12 protein-coding genes are annotated in these 16,135 nt (G+C 69.4%); 6 read left to right on the forward strand and 6 right to left on the reverse strand.

Annotation, left to right across the window (positions count from 1 at the left end):
- Positions 1 to 123: 123 nt before the first annotated feature.
- Both ACODSY_RS16805 and yczE read right to left on the reverse strand, forming a co-directional pair.
- On the reverse strand, positions 124 to 1,605 hold the full coding sequence (locus tag ACODSY_RS16805; protein WP_488952915.1) for a sigma-54-dependent transcriptional regulator: 1,482 nt from the start codon (positions 1,603 to 1,605) through the stop codon (positions 124 to 126).
- A 157-nt stretch (positions 1,606 to 1,762) separates the two neighbouring features.
- Positions 1,763 to 2,431 (reverse strand): membrane protein YczE, encoded by a 669-nt coding sequence (yczE, locus tag ACODSY_RS16810; protein ID WP_488952916.1) that lies wholly within the window; start codon positions 2,429 to 2,431, stop codon positions 1,763 to 1,765.
- Positions 2,432 to 2,498: 67 nt separating this feature from the next.
- On the opposite strand from yczE, the gene yczR reads away from it, so the two are divergent.
- The 3 genes from yczR (at position 2,499) to ACODSY_RS16825 (ending at position 8,963) form a co-directional block, all read left to right on the forward strand.
- Positions 2,499 to 3,941, forward strand: coding sequence for a MocR-like transcription factor YczR (gene yczR / locus ACODSY_RS16815; RefSeq protein ID WP_488952917.1), 1,443 nt, complete (start codon positions 2,499 to 2,501; stop codon positions 3,939 to 3,941).
- A gap of 73 nt (positions 3,942 to 4,014) precedes the next feature.
- Positions 4,015 to 6,660: a DEAD/DEAH box helicase family protein gene (locus ACODSY_RS16820; protein ID WP_488952918.1), complete on the forward strand. Its 2,646-nt coding sequence runs from the start codon at positions 4,015 to 4,017 to the stop codon at positions 6,658 to 6,660.
- A 185-nt stretch (positions 6,661 to 6,845) separates the two neighbouring features.
- A complete protein-coding gene (locus tag ACODSY_RS16825) occupies positions 6,846 to 8,963 on the forward strand; it encodes a PQQ-dependent dehydrogenase, methanol/ethanol family (RefSeq protein ID WP_488952919.1) in 2,118 nt (705 codons plus the stop codon).
- A 123-nt stretch (positions 8,964 to 9,086) separates the two neighbouring features.
- On the opposite strand, the gene rocD is transcribed toward ACODSY_RS16825, so the two are convergent.
- A complete protein-coding gene (gene rocD / locus ACODSY_RS16830; protein ID WP_488952920.1) occupies positions 9,087 to 10,304 on the reverse strand; it encodes an ornithine--oxo-acid transaminase in 1,218 nt (405 codons plus the stop codon).
- 11 nt (positions 10,305 to 10,315) lie between these two features.
- On the reverse strand, positions 10,316 to 11,185 hold the full coding sequence (locus ACODSY_RS16835) for a dimethylarginine dimethylaminohydrolase family protein (RefSeq protein WP_488952921.1): 870 nt from the start codon (positions 11,183 to 11,185) through the stop codon (positions 10,316 to 10,318).
- A gap of 116 nt (positions 11,186 to 11,301) precedes the next feature.
- Between ACODSY_RS16835 and ACODSY_RS16840 the strand changes: the two genes are divergently transcribed.
- Together ACODSY_RS16840 and ACODSY_RS16845 are read left to right on the forward strand one after the other, a co-directional pair.
- On the forward strand, positions 11,302 to 11,727 hold the full coding sequence (locus ACODSY_RS16840; RefSeq protein ID WP_488952922.1) for an Lrp/AsnC family transcriptional regulator: 426 nt from the start codon (positions 11,302 to 11,304) through the stop codon (positions 11,725 to 11,727).
- A 41-nt stretch (positions 11,728 to 11,768) separates the two neighbouring features.
- Positions 11,769 to 13,559, forward strand: a complete 1,791-nt coding sequence (locus ACODSY_RS16845; protein WP_488952923.1) for a M3 family oligoendopeptidase — start codon at positions 11,769 to 11,771, stop codon at positions 13,557 to 13,559.
- Positions 13,560 to 13,562: 3 nt separating this feature from the next.
- On the opposite strand, the gene ACODSY_RS16850 is transcribed toward ACODSY_RS16845, so the two are convergent.
- Positions 13,563 to 14,330 carry a sulfite exporter TauE/SafE family protein gene (locus ACODSY_RS16850; protein ID WP_488952924.1) on the reverse strand — a complete coding sequence of 256 codons (768 nt, stop codon included), beginning with the start codon at positions 14,328 to 14,330 and terminating at the stop codon, positions 13,563 to 13,565.
- Between the two features lie 104 nt (positions 14,331 to 14,434).
- Between ACODSY_RS16850 and ACODSY_RS16855 the strand changes: the two genes are divergently transcribed.
- On the forward strand, positions 14,435 to 14,845 hold the full coding sequence (locus ACODSY_RS16855; RefSeq protein WP_488952925.1) for a response regulator: 411 nt from the start codon (positions 14,435 to 14,437) through the stop codon (positions 14,843 to 14,845).
- Between the two features lie 6 nt (positions 14,846 to 14,851).
- Here ACODSY_RS16855 and ACODSY_RS16860 read toward each other — a convergent pair whose 3' ends face one another.
- On the reverse strand, positions 14,852 to 15,931 hold the full coding sequence (locus ACODSY_RS16860) for a sensor histidine kinase (protein ID WP_488952926.1): 1,080 nt from the start codon (positions 15,929 to 15,931) through the stop codon (positions 14,852 to 14,854).
- Positions 15,932 to 16,135: the final 204 nt, after the last annotated feature.

The raw sequence follows: 16,135 nt of genomic DNA on the forward strand, positions 1-16,135 counted from the left end.
GGGGACCATGCGCAGCATGGTGGAGGGAGTTTTGCGGGAAGCGCCGAGCTTGGAGCGTTCCCCCTCCACCGTTCTTCGGCCGGTCCCCCTCCCCCTACGGGTGAGGAGAGCCGACTCGAACGCCTAGGCCGCGACCTCTTCGTCCGCCTCTTCGCCGGCGCCCTTCACCAGGCCATCCAGGCCCTGTTCGCGGACCTTGCGGTAGAGGGTGGAGCGGCCGATGCCGAGGCGGCGGGCCACTTCGCTCATGTGGCCGGCGTAGACCTCGATGGCGAGCTGGATCAGATCACGTTCGATCTCTTCCAGCGTGCGCAGGTGGCCGCGGGCGTCCAGAATGCGGACCGGCTGGTCGCCGACGGGAGCCTCCGAGGCGGGCGCCGTGCCGGCCGAGGGGGCGGGCGAGCTCGCCACATACTCCGGGGGCGGCGCGGCGACGCCCGAGATGGCCGGGAAGTCGTGCGGCTGCAGGTAGGGCGCGTCGGCGAGCACGATGGCGCGATAGACGGCGTTCTCGAGCTGGCGGACGTTGCCCGGCCAGTCGAAGGCGGTGAGGTAGGTCAGGGTCTCCGGGCTCGCACCCACCACCGACTTGCCCTCTTCCACGTTGAAGCGGCGGACGAAGGCGTCGAGCAGGGCCGGCACGTCCTCCTTGCGTTCGCGCAGGGCGGGGGCCTCGATGGGGAAGACGTTCAGGCGGTAGTAGAGATCCTCGCGGAACCGGCCCTCGGCGACGGCCTGGCTCAGGTCGCGGTTGGTGGCCGAGACGATGCGGACGTCCACCTTGATCGAGCGCTTGGCGCCGATCGGGTCGATCTCGCTCTCCTGCAGCGCGCGCAGCAGCTTCACCTGGATGTCGAGGGGCAGTTCGCCCACCTCGTCCAGGAACAGGGTGCCGCCGTTGGCCTCCTGGAACTTGCCCAGGTGCTTGTCGCTGGCGCCGGTGAAGCTGCCCTTCTCGTGGCCGAACAGGATCGACTCCACGAGGTTCTCGGGGATGGCGCCGCAGTTCACGGCGATGAAGGGCTTGCCGGCGCGGTCGGACGAGCCGTGCACCGCACGCGCGATCACTTCCTTGCCGACGCCGCTCTCGCCCGTGATCAGGATGGGAATCGACGACTTGGCCGCCCGCTCGCCGAGACGCTTGACCATCAGCATGGCCGGCGAGGTCCCGATCAGGTCGTCGAAGGTCGTGCGCCCGGAGGCATGTTTCTTCAGCCGGTCCACTTCGCTCTTCAGCGAACCCATGGACAGGGCGTTGCGGATGGAGACGGTGATGCGCTCCGGGCTGGCCGGCTTCACGAAGAAGTCGCACGCGCCGGCCTGCATGGCCTGGACGACGGTGTCGATCCCGCCCGTCGCGGTGAGCACGATCACCGGCTGATGGAAGCCCCGGGCGCGCATTTCGACCAGCGTATCCTGCCCCGAGATGCCGGGCATCACCAGGTCGAGCAGGACGACGTCGACCGTCGCCCCGGAATTCAGATGCTGGATCGCCTCGTCGCCGCTCTGGGCGTGGGCGACGGCGAAACCGTCGCGCTCCAGGACGGCCTGGATCAGACGGCGTTGCGTCGGATCGTCATCGACGACCAGGACCGTTTTGGCCATATGAAAACACCCACCGGACTTGGACGCTCGCCGTTCTGACGAGGCCTTGTTCTTGTCCCCCTTTGGTACAGGGCAAGGGTAAAGGCGGCGTTTCGCAGGCCCGAATCAGGGGTTAACGGCCGAGGTTTCCCGCGTCGCGGTGTCGCGCCTCGCCCGATCAGGTCGACTCGACGTGATCGGGATGAAGAGGCGCGCCAGCTTGACTTGGCGCGCGATCTTGCGCCGAACCGGCTGCCACTTCGGCGGATCGCGCGCCTGGGATGGTGAACGTCGGCAGGAACGCCTGGACGATCGGGCCGATCGCGAAGGCGTAGAGAACGGTGCCGACGCCGGCCGTTCCGCCCAGCAGCCAGCCACTGGCCAGGACCGTCAGTTCGATGCCCGTACGCACAAGGCGGATGGACCAGCCGGTCCGCCGGGCCAGCCCGGTCATCAGGCCATCTCGGGGGCCGGGGCCCAGCCCCGCGCCGATGTACATTGCGCCGGCGATCCCGTTGATCCCGATGGCGGCCGCCAGCGCCAGGACGCGGAGCGGCAGGCCGTTCAGGTCAGGCAGGACCAGCATCGTCAGGTCCATGGCCGTGCCGATCACCAGCACATTGGCGATGGTGCCGATCCCCGGCCTCTGGCGCAGCGGAATCCAAAGCAGCAGCACCAGCGCGCCGACGATGTTCACCAAGAGGCCGATGGAGAGGCCGACCCGCCCGGCCAGCCCCTGGTGGAAGACATCCCACGGATCCAGACCGAGGCCAGCGCGCACCATGAGGCCCATGGCGGCTCCGTAGAGCGACAGGCCGAGCAGCAGTTGGGCGAGGCGTCGGGTCATCAGCATGGCATCCAGATCGTGCCAACTGGCCTTTGAAAATAGAGCCAGTTCTGAGAAGGTGGCGTGCATGAGCTACCGCCGCATCGGTCCGGCCTCGCTGACGCGCCTGCTCGGGGTGTGGCGCGGGGAGAGAACCGGCCCCGCCTATCGCCAACTGGCCGACAGCCTTCGCCTCCTGATCCTGGACGGGCGGTTGCCGCTCGACGTGGTGCTGCCGGGCGAGCGCGAACTGGCCACCGCCCTGGAGGTCAGCCGCACGACCGTGACCGCCGCGCTGGGCCGGCTGCGCGACGATGGCTTCCTCGACCGGCGCCAGGGCGCGGGGGCGCGGACGCGGCTGCCGGCCGGGCCGGGCGAGCGCGGGGTGACGCCGCTTGTCGCGGGCGCGGCGGACGCGAACCTGATCGACATGGCCTCGGCGGCGCCGGCGGCCAGCGACGCGATGCATCAGGCCTATGCCGCGGCGCTCAGCGCCCTGCCAGCCCACCTGCCGCAGCACGGCTACGCGCCCCTGGGCCTGCAGGTGCTGCGCGAGACCATCGCCGCCCGCTACACGCGGCGCGGCCTGCCGACCTCGCCCGACCAGATCATGGTCACCAACGGGGCGCTGCACGCCCTGGCCCTGATGCTGCGCCTGACCTGCGGGCCGGGCGACCGGGTGGTGATCGACCATCCGACCTATCCGCACGCCATCGACGCCATCCAGCGGGCCTCGTGCCGTCCGGCGCCGGTGGGGCTGCCCGGCGAGAGCTGGGATGTTGAGGGTGTCGCCGCCGCCTTCCGCCAGAGCGGGCCGCGCCTGGCCTATTTCATCTCCGACTTCCACAATCCGACCGGCCGCTGGATGAGCGGCGACGTGCGAGCGGCCATCGTCGAGGCGGCGCTGCGGGCGCGCACCACGGTGATCTTCGACGAGACCCTGACCGACCTGTGGCTGGAGGGGCCGGTCGAGCGCTATGGCTTCGCCGAGCCGGAGGAAGGCCTGGTGCGCCTCGGCTCCACCGGCAAGAGCTTTTGGGGCGGGCTGCGCCTGGGCTGGATCCGCGCCGACCTGCAGACGATCCAGGCGCTGTCGCTGCGCCGCTCGTCGCTGGACCTCGGCACGCCGGTGCTGGAGCAACTCGCCGTCGTCCACCTCCTGTCGAACGAGGACGCCGCCCTGGACGCCCGGCGCGCCATGTTGCGGGGCCAGCGCGACCATCTGCTGAGCTGCGTGCGTCGGGCGCTGCCCGACTGGAAGGTGGCTTGCCCCCCGGGCGGCCTGTCGCTGTGGGCCGAGCTGCCGGCGGCGGTGTCGTCCTCGCTGGCGGCCACCTCCGAACGGTTCGGCGTGCGCCTGGCGGCCGGTCCGAGGTTCGGGGTCGACGGGGCGTTCGAGCGCTTCATGCGCCTGCCCTTCACCCAGCCGCCCGAGGTGCTGACCGAGGTAGTGGAGCGCGTCGCCCGCGCCTATGGGCGGCTGCAGCCGGGCTCGACCTCGGCGCGGGCGCAGATGGGGGCGGTGGTCTAGGCGGGCGAGAGCTTCACCGCGGCGTTTGAGGCGCTGGCGAGTCGGCCCAAACGTCAGGTCGATGCTGTCCAGGATGCAATTCAGAGGCGTCTGGCGTGACTACCAGACGCAGGTCCTCGATGAGATGGAGGGCCATCTTGAGAACGGCCGCCTGCACGTCGTCGCGGCGCCGGGCGCCGGCAAGACGGTGCTGGGTCTTGAGATCGTCCGGCGCCTGGGCCGCCGAGCGCTGGTCTTCGCGCCGACCGTCGCCATCCGCGACCAATGGGCCGATCGGCTGACGCCGCTGTTCCTCGACGCACCGCCGGGGCCGGACGACATATCGCACAACCTCGCAGACCTCAGGCCGCTGACCCTGGCGACCTATCAGGCGCTGGACGCGCTCCGGCGTTCAGAGGACGTCGAGCGGCTCGCCCGGGATCTCGACGCTGCCGGGCCCTGCACCCTCGTGCTGGACGAGGCGCACCATCTGCGGCGCGAATGGTGGACCAGCATCGAACGGCTGGCCGCGTCGCTCACGGACGTTCGGATCATCGCACTGACGGCGACCCCGCCTTACGACGCGAGTTTCGCCGAATGGGCCCGCTACGAGAGCGTGTGCGGGCCCATCGATCTGGAAATCGGCATCCCGGAATTGGTCCGCAACGGCGATCTCTGCCCCCACCAGGACCATGTGATCCTGTCCGAACCGACCCAGGACGCGCTCGCCCTGCTCGATGCCCGCCGCCGCGCGATCTCGGAAATCCAGCGCGACCTCTGGGCTGACGGCGAGCTCCTGGATCAGCTTGAGGCTCATCCCTGGCTCCAGAAGCCGCTGGACCATGTCGAAGCGATCCTGGAGGCGCCGGAGATGCTGTCGGCGGTCCTGGTTCTGCTGGGAGGCGCCGGGCGCAAACCGCCACCCGCGCCGCTCAAGCTCCTCGGTGTCTCGGCCAAGCGGCTGCCCAGGCCGTCGTTCGTCTGGCTGGAGACCTTTCTGAACGGCGTCCTGGCCCAGCACGCGGCCACGTTCGTGGTGGGACCGAAACGATCCAACGCCCTGCGGCTCCGTCTCCACCAGCAGGGCCTGATCGAGGGAGGCCGCGTTCGGCTGAACGAGGCCCGGTCGATCTTCCAGCTCATGGCGGGCAGCCGTGCAAAGCTGGAGAGCGTCGCTGGGATCGCACGGGCGGAAGACGGCGCGCTGGGCGAGGCGCTGCGGATGGTGATCCTCTCGGACCACATCCGCGCCGCCGACCTGCCGACCGACACCGGCAGTCGGTTCGAGCCGGCCAAGTTGGGGGTCGTGCCGATCTTCGAACACCTGCGGCGCGAGGGTGTCGCGGCGGGCTTCGTCGGCGTCCTCACCGGCACGCTGGTGATCCTCCCTCGCGACGCATTGCCGAAGTTGGAGACGCTCGCCGCGGCCGGGCGCGCGATCCGGACCTTCGATCTGCCGGGCTGCCCGCAGCACGTGCGTGTGGAACTCGTCGGGGGAAATCAATCGCGCCTGGTCCAGTTGGTGACCGCGCTGTTCCAGCGCGGCGACGTCCGCATCCTGGTGGGCACCCAATCCCTGCTGGGCGAAGGATGGGACGCTCCGGTGCTGAACAGCCTGGTTCTCGCCAGCAACACCGCGTCGTTCATGCTGTCGAACCAGATGCGGGGCCGCGCCATACGCATCGAGCCCGGCAACCAGGGCAAGGTCGCCAATATCTGGCACCTCGCGACCGTGGAACCCCCCTCACGCGGCTTCGTGGCAGAGGCGTCGGACTTCGTGAGTTGGGGCGCCTTGATGGACGAGGGCCCACCGGGCCTGTCGGACCTCATGCACCTCCGGCGACGGTTCCGCGCCTTCGAGGGCATTTCCAACGACGAACGCTCCACCCTGATCGAGAGCGGTGTCGGCCGCCTGGGTCTGAGGCTCGCGCCGGACTTTCGGGCGACCAATGCGCAGACCCTCGCCGCCGCGGCCGACCGGGAGGCCATCGCACGGCGGTGGGCCGTGTCACTGGGCGCTGGTGGAACGCGCGCGCGGGTCCGCGAGACGGCGGCGCCGAACTATGCGCCGCAGGCGCTGACCTGGCCCGATACCCTGCATGCGCTGGGCTGGTCGGCCATGTGCGCCGCGACATTCGCGGCGTTCGAGCAGGTCGGCGGCCTGGAAGGCCTGCAGGACCTCGGGACCATCGGCATGATTCTGGCCGGCGCGGCGGCGATGGCCGCGTTGCCCGACCTTGCGAAGGCCGGCCTGCTGGTCTGGCGCAGTGGTACGGTGGAGGCCAGTCTCGCCCAGGTGGGGCAAGTGGTGCTCACGACGATGGTCCAGGCGGGCCTTGCGAGCCCGGCGGATCTGGAGAACGGTCGCTTCGAGATCCGCACCAGCCTGGACGGACGAAAGGACGTTGTCCTTCACGGCGTGAGCCGCAGCGTCGAGCGGCAGGTGATGCAGGCGATCGCCGAGATCCTGGGACCCGTCCAGAACCCGCGCTTCCTGGTCCTCCGTCATAGTCGGTTCGGCCTGCGCACGCGGACCGACTACCACGCCGTCCCTGCGGCGCTCGGCGTCCGCAAGGCCTGGGCCGAGACGTTCGCCAGGTTATGGCGGCAGAGGGTCGGACCGTCGCGGCTGGTCGCGACACGGACGTCAGAGGGGCGGCGCGTGCTACTGCGGGCTCGTGCCACGTCCATGGCGGCGGGTTTCCAGCGCTCGGTCGACCGGCGCTCGGCGTGGCTCTGACGGCCGTCGGCCCGTGGGACAGTGCGGCCGCCCTGGCGAAGGCCGCGTAGCAGTGGCTCCCACCATCGGTCGACGTGGCGTCGGCGTCTCCGTTCCGCAGCGGCACGCTTGCGGGATGGGCCAGCCGGGGCATAGTTCCGCCCGAACGCCGATCATTCGAGAAGTCGGCTGCGGGAGAGGGCGTTATGAGGATCATCGGGCTGGGTCTGGCCTTGGCCGCCGCCGTGTCGCTAACCGGCTGCCAGAAGGGCGCGTCGGGCAATGTCGACGCCAAGCGGCTGGAGGCCGCGGCCGGCAACGCCGAGTGGCTGTCGTACGGCAAGGACTACAACGAGCAGCGCTTCAGCCCACTCGACAAGGTCAACGCGTCGAACGTCCAGAAGCTGGGCCTGGCGTGGTACGCCGAGTTCGACACCGACCGCGGCCAGGAGGCGACGCCCCTGATGGTCGACGGGGTGCTCTACACCTCGACCGCGTGGTCCAAGGTGTTCGCCTTCGACGCCAAGAGCGGCAAGCTGCTCTGGAAGTACGATCCGGGTGTGGAGGGCGCGAAGGGCTTCGACGCCTGCTGCGACGTGGTCAACCGCGGTGTCGCGGTATGGAAGGGCAAGGTCTACGTCGGCACGATCGACGGCCGCCTGATCGCGCTGGACGCCAAGACCGGCAAGGTGGCCTGGAGCCAGCAGACCACCGACACCTCCAAGCCCTACACGATCACCGGCGCGCCGCGCGTGGTGAAGGACAAGGTGCTGATCGGCAACGGCGGCGCCGAGTACGGCGTGCGCGGCTACATCTCGGCCTATGACGCCGCGACCGGCAAGCTGGTCTGGCGCTTCTTCACCACCCCCAACCCGAACGGCCAGCCCGATGGCGCGGCCTCTGACAAGGTGATGGCCGAAAAGGCGAACGCCACTTGGTCGGACGGCGAGTGGAAACAGACGGGCGGCGGCGGAACGGCCTGGGATTCCATGGCCTACGACCCGCAGCTCGACATCATGTACTTCGGCATCGGCAACGGCACGCCCTGGAATCACCAGAAGCGGTCGGGCGGCAAGGGCGACAACCTGTTCCTCTCGTCGATCCTGGCGCTGAAGCCGGACACCGGCGAGTACGTCTGGCACTACCAGACCACGCCGGCCGAGAGCTGGGACTACACCGCCACCCAGCACATCATGCTGGCCGACCTGAACATCGGCGGGAAGCCGCAGAAGGTGCTGATGCAGGCGCCGAAGAACGGCTTCTTCTATGTGATCGACCGGGCGACCGGGAAGCTGATCTCGGCCAAGCCCTACACCAACATCAACTGGGCGACGGGCGTGGACATGGCCACGGGCCGCCCGATCGAGGCGCCCGGTGCGCGCTACAAGACCTCCATGAACCTGCAGGTGCCGGGTCCTCTGGGGGCGCACAACTGGCAGCCCATGGCGTTCAACCCGAAGACCGGCCTGGTCTACATCCCGCTCAACGTCACGCCGTTCGCCTACGCCGACGACAAGGGCGGCAGCTACAAGGCCGGCGCCTGGAACGTGGGCGTGGACTTTGTGATCAATTCGCTGCCTACCGACCAGGCGCAGCTCGCGGCGCTGACCTCGATGATCAAGGGCCAGCTCGTGGCCTGGGATCCGGTCAACCAGAAGGCGGTCTGGACCGTCGACCACCCCTACTTCTGGAACGCGGGCGTGCTGTCGACCGCAGGCGGACTGGTGTTCCAGGGGGCGGCCGAAGGCGCCTTCTCGGCTTACGACGCCGCTTCGGGCAAGGCGCTCTGGACCTACAAGACCGGCAACGGGGTGATCGCCGCGCCGATGACCTACGAACTGGGCGGCGAGCAGTATGTGGCGGTGATGGTGGGCGTGGGCGGCGGTGGCCAGATCTCGGCCCCGGCGTCGATGCCGACCCGGCCGCGCCTGCCCGGGCGTCTGCTGGTGTTCAAGGTGGGCGGGACGGCCAAGGCCCCCGACTTCCCGGCGCCGGCCCAGGCCCCGCCGATCGACGTGGCCAACATCGCCTCCACCGGCGACGTGCAGCACGGCTTCGAACTGTTCCACAAGAACTGCCAAGTCTGCCACGGACCCAATGCGTCGGGCGCGTGGCTGCCCGACCTGAAGCGCTCGCCCATGATCATGACGGCCGACAACTGGAAGGGCGTGGTCATCGACGGCGCCAGCGCCAGCCGCGGCATGGCCAGCTTCTCGCGCTTCCTGTCGGCGAAGGATGCGGAGGACATCCGCGCCTATGTGCTGACCGAGGCGCGGAAGGCGGCGCAGGCGAGCGCACCGCCCCCGCCTACGCCGGCGGGGTAGGGGCGTAGAGTTGCTCCCCCGCTGGGGGAGCTGTCGGCGAATGCCGACTGAGGGGGTCCTCAACCGCCGTGGAGGAAGCCCCCTCCACCGCTTCGCGGTCCCCCTCCCCCTGATGGGGAGGAATTAGAGGACCGCCGCGAACTGGTCGACGATCCAGTCGGCCTGCTCGTCGGTGAGGATCAGCGGCGGGGCGATGCGGATGGTGTGCTCGTGGGTCTCCTTGGCCAGCAGCCCACGGGCCTGCAGAGCCTCGCAGACCCGGCGCGCGCCGCCAGCGTCATGCTGCAGCTCGACGGCGATCATCAGGCCGCGGCCGCGGACCTCCTTCACCGACGGCGTGGCGATGGCGGCCAGGTTCGCCTGGAGCCGGGCGCCGACGCGGGCGGCGTTCTCGATCATGCCCTCCTCGGTCAGCACCTTCAGCGCCGCCCGGGCGATCGCGCAGGCCAGCGGGTTGCCGCCGAAGGTGGAGCCGTGCTCGCCGGGATGCAGGACGCTCATCACTTCGGTGTTCGAGAGCACGGCCGAGACCGGGTAGAAGCCGCCCGACAGCGCCTTGCCGATCAGGGTGAGGTCGGCCTCGATGCCCTCGTGCTCTTCGGCCAGCAGCTTGCCGGTGCGGCCCAGGCCCGTCTGGATCTCGTCCAGGATCAGGATCACGTTGTGGCGGGTGCAGAGCTCGCGCACGCGCTTCAGGTAGCCGGCCGGCGGGATGATCACACCCGCCTCGCCCTGGATCGGCTCGACCAGGAAGGCGACGGTGTTCGGACCGATGGCGGCCTCCAGGGCGTCGGCGTCGCCGAACGGGACCATCCGGAACCCCGGTGCGAAGGGGCCGAAGCCGCCGCGCGACTGGGGGTCGCTTGAGAAGCCCACGATGGCCACGGTGCGGCCGTGGAAGTTGTCGGCGGCGACGATGATCTCGGCCTGGCCGTCGGGCACGCCCTTGACCTCGTAGCCCCACTTGCGGGCGACCTTCAGCGCCGTCTCCACCGCTTCGGCGCCCGAGTTCATCGGCAGCACCTTGTGGCTGTTGGTCAGCGCGCAGAGCTCTTCGTAGAACGGAGCGAGCTGGTCGTTGCGGAACGCCCGCGACGTCAGGGTCAGGCGCTGGGCCTGCTCGGTCATGGCGGCCAGGATCTTCGGGTGACAGTGGCCCTGGTTCACCGCGGAATAGGCCGACAGGCAGTCGAGGTAGCGGTTGCCGTCCACGTCCCAGACGTAGGTCCCCTCGCCGCGGGTCAGTACGACGTCGAGAGGCTTGTAGTTCTTGGCGCCGTACTGGGCCTCGGTCTCGATGTACCGGCTGGCGAGCGAGCGCTTGAGGGCGATGTCGTTCACGGGGGCGGCTCCTATTCGGCGGCGTGGAGGTGGGCGGCGGGGATGGAGGTGCGGTCGAGGCGGAGCGTCATGCAGTAGGAGGCGCCGCCCGAGAGGATGAAGGGCGACAGGTCCACCTCGGTCAGGCTGTAGCCACGGCCCAGCAGGGTGCGGCGCAGGCTCTCGGGCGCCTGGGCCATGATGATGCGGGCGTCCAGGTTCACGGCGTTGACGCAGAAGGCCGCGGCCTCCTCAGGCGTCGCCTCGATGCGCTGGCTTTCGGGGATGCGGGCGCGGATCGTGGCGAGCGCCTCGGGCGTGAAGGCCAGCGGGTAGTAGAGCACCTTGCCGCCCGCCAGCGGGCAGAAGCAGGTGTCGAGGTGGTAGAACTGCTCGGTGGCCAGTTCGAGCGCGACCGTCTCGTGGCCAAAGGTCTTGCGGATCACCGGGATCGCGGCGCGGCTGGAGCGCGGGCCGTGGCCGCACCAGAACAGCTTGCGGTCGGCGTCCCAGATCGCGTCGCCGGCGCCTTCGTGGAACAGGCCCTCGGGTAGGTCGACGATCTCGCGCACCAGGCCGCGGGTCTTCAGGCGCTGGAACACCGAGCGCAGGATGGGCTCCTCGCCCTGGCGCTCGGGATACCGGAAGCGGGCCAGCAGCACCTTGCCGTCCAGCACCACGGCGGCGTTAGCCGGGAACACCAGGTCGGGGAGGCCCTTCACGGCCTCGATGGTCTCCACATGCGCGCCGGCGGCGACCAGCGCGGCGCGCAGGGCAGCCGAGCCGGCGCAGGCGGCCTCGGCGTGGGCGGGCGTCCAGCCCTTCGGGTCCATCCACGGGTTGATCCGGTAGCTCACGTCGAAGCAGCCGGGATCGGTCATGAGGAAGGTGGGGCGGTCCATGCGCACTCCTGCTGGGTCGTCAGCAGAAGCGTGGCTCGGGGTCGCGCTAGCGTATAGTTCCCAAGCTGATACATAACGCTGATCATATTGGCGTATTGTCAGGCTGGGGTCGCGATGTGATCGACGAACTGGACCAAAGTCTGATCGCGCTGCTTCGCGCTGATTCCCGCATGCCGGCCGCCAGCCTGGCCAAGGCGCTGAAGGTCTCGCGCGGCACGATCCAGAACCGTATCGAGCGGCTCGTCTCGCGTGGGGTGGTGCAGGGTTTCACCATCAAGACCCGCCCCGACGTCGAGGCCAACCGCGTGCGTGCGGTCATGACCATCGCCATCGAGGGCGAGCGCTCGGGGGCGGTGGTGAAGGCGCTGAAGGGTTTCCCCGAGGTCTCCGCCGTGCACACCACCAACGGCCGCTGGGACCTTGTGGCCGAACTGGACGTGGAAACCCTGCAGGCCTTCAGCGGCGCCCTGGACCGCATCCGCCAGATCGAGGGGATCGCCTCGACCGAGACCTCGATCCTGCTGGCGACGCAGAAGATGTGAGGCCTGGGACTCTCCAACCGCCTTCGGGCTAAGCTCGACCCATGAACGCGCCCTTCAAGACCGACGCGCTGCCCACGTGGCGGCTGGACGACCTCTATGCCGGTCGCGAAGACCCGAGGATCGAGGCGGATCTGGTCGAGGCCGAGCGGCTGAACGGGGAACTGGCGAAGCTGGAAGGGCGGCTGATCGCCACCCGCGACCGGCCGGCCGAGCTGGGCGGGATCATCGACCGTGGCATCGAGCTCTACGAAGAGGCCACCAACGCCATGTGGAGCGTCGGGGCCTATGGCTCGCTGTCGGCCTCGGTGGCGCGGGACGACGCGGCCTGGGCCAAGTTCGAGGCCGACTTGCGGGCGCGCTCGTCCCAGATCGCGTCACTCAGCCTGTTCTTCACGCTGGAGATCAACCAGCTCGACGACGTGGAGCTGGAGGCGGCGCTGAAGGCCCACAAGCCGGCCCAGCGCTGGCGGCCCTGGCTGCGCCGGGTGCGGGCCGGACGGCCGCACGAGCTGTCGCCCGAGCTGGAGAAGATCCTGCTGGACAAGGCGCCGGCCACCGCCAACTGGGGCCGCCTGTCGGACGAGATCCTGGCCACGCTGAGCGCCAAGGTGGGCGGCCGCACGCTGACCCTGTCCGAACTCCTCAACACCATGTCGAGCCCCGACGCAGCCCAGCGCAAGGCGGCCGCCGCGGCGCTGGCCAAGGCGCTGGCCGAGCGCGCTTCGACGCTGGCGCTCAGCCTCAACACCCTGGCGTTCGAGAAGCAGGTCGAGGACCGCTGGCGCAAGTTCGCCACGCCGGCGGCCGCGCGCCACCTGGCCAACGAGGTCGACGCCGACGCGGTCGAGGCGCTGGAGGCCGCCGTCGTCGACGGCTACGCCTCGGTCAGCCACCGCTACTATGCGCTGAAGGCCAAGGCGCTGGGCCGGACGCACCTGGACCACTGGGACCGCAATTGCCCGCTGGATACCACCCCGCCGCGCACCTACTCCTGGGCGCAGGCCAAGAGCGTAGTGCTGGAGAGCTTCGACGCCCTGGCGCCTCAGTTCGCCAAGACCGCCGAGACCTTTTTCGCCCAGCCGTGGATCGATGCCCGGCCGCGGCCCGGCAAGCAATCTGGCGCCTATTCACATTCCGTCACGGCGACCCGGCACCCCTATGTCTTCATGAACTACATGGGCGAGCGGCGCGACGTGCTGACCCTGGCGCACGAACTGGGCCACGCCGTGCACCAGACGCTATGCAAGCCACTGGGCACCCTTTTGGCCGACACGCCGCTGACCCTGGCCGAGACGGCGTCGATCTTCGGCGAGGGTCTGGTGTTCGAGAAGCTGCTGGCCGAGGCGCCGAAGGCCGAGCGGCGCGGCCTGCTCGCCGGCAAGATCGAGGACGGGATCAACACGGTGATCCGCCAGATCGCCTTCCATCGTTTCGAAACCCGCTTCCACGCCGCACGCCTCCAGGGCGAGCTGTCGGCCGATCAGATCGGAGGCCTGTGGATCGAGATCATGGCCGAGAGCCTGGGCCCGGCGGTGAAGCTGGACAAGGGCTACCGCCACTACTGGGCCTACGTCAGCCACTTCGTCCACGCACCGTTCTACGTCTACGCCTATGCGTTCGGCGATCTGCTGGTGCGCGGGCTGATGGAGAAGCGGCGCGAGGACCCTAAGGCGTTCGCGCCGCTCTACGAGAAGCTCCTGGCCGGCGGCGGGACCAAGACCTACGTCGAGGCCTTGGCTGCGTTCGGGCTGAACCCGCGAGAGAAGGCGTTCTGGGCGGCTGGCGTGAAGCAGCTGGAGCGGCTGGTGGACGAGTTCGAGGCGCTGGTCTGATCCTCAGGCCTTCGACCAGGCCTCCCAGAGGAGCTGGCCGCCGACCAGGATCATGAGGACGTAAATCAGGGTGTAGAAGCGGCCCGGGTCGATGCGGCGAACAAGCCAGACGCCGGCGACGGTGCTGGCGATGGCGATCGGCAGCAGGGCGGCGGCGGTCAGCAGGTTCTGCGGCGTGAACTGGCCCAGCGCCCAATAGGCCGGAACCTTGATCCAGTTGATGGTGGCGAAATAGATCGCCGTGGTGCCGACCAGGCTGGCGGGCGGCAGAGCCTTGGGCAGGACCCACATCTGGAACGGCGGCTGGCCGGCGTGGGCGATCTGGCTGGTGAAGCCCGAGGCGGCGCCCAGGCCGACGCCGAGAAGTGTGTCGGCGGCGGGGTGGATGTTGCGCGGCGTAGCGATCCGGCCGCCGCGCGCGACCCAGAGCCGGTGCGCCGCGAACAGGATCGAGATGGCGCCGAGCACCGCCAGGATGGTGACCGGCGAGACCCTTGCCGCCAGCAGATAGCCCGCGAGGATGCCGACGGCGGCTCCCGGCAGCATGATCGCCAGGGTGCGTCCGTCCCACGTCTTCCGGAACGCCCAGACGCCGACCACATCCTGGACAATGAGGATCGGCAGCAGGATCGCGGCCGCCTGCACCGGGGATATGGCCAGGGCGAGCAGCGGCATGGCGACCGCGCCGACCCCCGAGAACCCGCCCTTCGCCAGGCCCATCAGGACAACGGCCGGAACCGCCAGGGCATAGAACAGCGGGTCCTGAAGCATGGCCCTGCACCTAGCGGCGTGACGCGATGGCTGCAATCGCGGGGAGTCGACGCCGTGAGTTGCGCCGCGCGGGAACCTAATCTGTGTTGGACCGTATAGCGGCCATGCCCACGGCCAAGATTCTCATCGTTGAGGACGAGTTCGTCGTCGCCGCCAACCTCGAAGCCATTCTCGCGGAGCGCGGCCACGAGTCGGTCGGGATCGCACCGGACCTGCGCACTGCCATGGAACTGGCGGCGGAGGCTCCCGATCTCGCGCTGGTGGACGTGAACCTGCGCGATGGCGAGACGGGCCCGCAGATCGCCGAGCGCCTGCGCGAGCGTGGCGTGGCCGTGCTCTTCGTCACTGCCAATCCGCGGATGCTCGAAGGGGCGAAGGCCGACGCGATCGGCGTTCTGACGAAGCCCTGCGACGAAGAGCTGGTGGCCGCCGCCGTGGAGTATGCGCTGAGCGCGCGGCACGGCATCCCGTTGCCCTCGCCGCCGGCCGGCCTGACGCTGCTGCGAGCGGCCTGACGCTCCTCAGCGCCGGCGCAGGTGCGCGGCGGGCAGTTCCATATCCACTCTCAGCCCTGTCGGTCGCCATTCGCGACGCATCACGCCGCCGAGCTGCTGGACGATGCTCAGCTCGGCCAGGCGCGAGCCGAACCCCTCACGTGTCGGCGGGCTCGCGATGGGCGGGCCGCCCTCCTCGCGCCAGCAAAGCCGCAGGGTTGGCCCGACCGCCTCGACCGTGACGGTGACGCGGCCTCCCGGCTTGGAGAGCGCACCGTACTTCGCGGCGTTGGTGGCGAGTTCGTGAAAGGCCAGCGCGATCGGCGTCGCGCCCCGATCGTCGACGAACGCGTCGTCGCCTTCGACAACGATCTGGCCTTCGTCGAAAGCGGGATAGGGGCGGAAGATCTCGGTCAGCAGCCCCCGTAGCGTGGAGTCCCCCAGCTCAGGCCGAGATTGCTCACTGTGGGGACGCGCGAACTCGTGAGCTCGACCCAGGGCCGCGATGCGGTGCTGCAGATCCTTCGCCCAGGGCTTCAGCTGAGGCTCGTGGCGGCTGGTCAGGCCGATGAGGCCCGAAATGACGGCGAAGATATTCTTGATGCGGTGGCTGAGCTCGCGACTGAGCAGCTCGTTCTGCTCGGCGGCCCGCTTGGCCTGGTCGATGTCCGTGCACGTGCCGATCCAGCGCGTGATCCGCCCCGCCTCGTCCCGCACCGGCAAGGCGCGGCCGAGGGTCCAGCGATATTCGCCGCTGTGGTGGCGCAGCCGGTACTCGATCTCATAGGGCTCGCCCGTCTCCAGGCAGCGACGCCATAGCCCCCACGCGCGCGGCTGATCGTCGGGGTGGAACATTCCGTTCCAGCCTTCGCCGTCGGTCGAGCCCCGCGGAACGCCGGTGAACTCGTACCAGCGCGCGTTGTAGTAATCGTGGAAGCCGTCCGGCCGCGTCGACCACACCATCTGCGGCATGGCGTCGGTGAGCACCTGAAGCGTCGCCTGGGTCTGGCTGGCGTCGTCCGCGGGCCCTGCGGGGACCCACGGGACATCGACAACCGTGTCGCTGCCGGGTTGGCGAACGCCGCTAGGCTCGGATGTATCGGACACGATGTACCTTGATTGATTACTGGTCGCCGGTCCGCTCGCCCTACGACGAAGCCGATCCCGCGGATTTCACCACGGGAGTTAGCGGAAACCCAAGAACCCCAGGACGAGCAATACAATGACCACGAGGCCGACGAGATAGATGATCCGGTTCATATGGGCTCCTTAACCCGTGTTAAGGTTCCGCTTGAGAAACGGTTCCCGGGC

Source organism: Phenylobacterium sp. FG114 (assembly GCF_057809855.1).

Excerpts from the sequence above, each read along its gene's own strand:
- ACODSY_RS16835 (WP_488952921.1), bottom strand. The coding sequence starts at position 11,185 with ATGGACCGCCCCACCTTCCTCATGACCGATCCCGGCTGCTTCGACGTG.
- ACODSY_RS16850 (WP_488952924.1), bottom strand. The coding sequence starts at position 14,330 with ATGCTTCAGGACCCGCTGTTCTATGCCCTGGCGGTTCCGGCCGTTGTC.
- yczE (WP_488952916.1), bottom strand. The coding sequence starts at position 2,431 with ATGACCCGACGCCTCGCCCAACTGCTGCTCGGCCTGTCGCTCTACGGA.
- yczR (WP_488952917.1), top strand. The coding sequence starts at position 2,499 with ATGAGCTACCGCCGCATCGGTCCGGCCTCGCTGACGCGCCTGCTCGGG.
- ACODSY_RS16820 (WP_488952918.1), top strand. The coding sequence starts at position 4,015 with ATGCAATTCAGAGGCGTCTGGCGTGACTACCAGACGCAGGTCCTCGAT.
- ACODSY_RS16845 (WP_488952923.1), top strand. The coding sequence starts at position 11,769 with ATGAACGCGCCCTTCAAGACCGACGCGCTGCCCACGTGGCGGCTGGAC.
- ACODSY_RS16825 (WP_488952919.1), top strand. The coding sequence starts at position 6,846 with ATGAGGATCATCGGGCTGGGTCTGGCCTTGGCCGCCGCCGTGTCGCTA.
- ACODSY_RS16855 (WP_488952925.1), top strand. The coding sequence starts at position 14,435 with ATGCCCACGGCCAAGATTCTCATCGTTGAGGACGAGTTCGTCGTCGCC.
- ACODSY_RS16805 (WP_488952915.1), bottom strand. The coding sequence starts at position 1,605 with ATGGCCAAAACGGTCCTGGTCGTCGATGACGATCCGACGCAACGCCGT.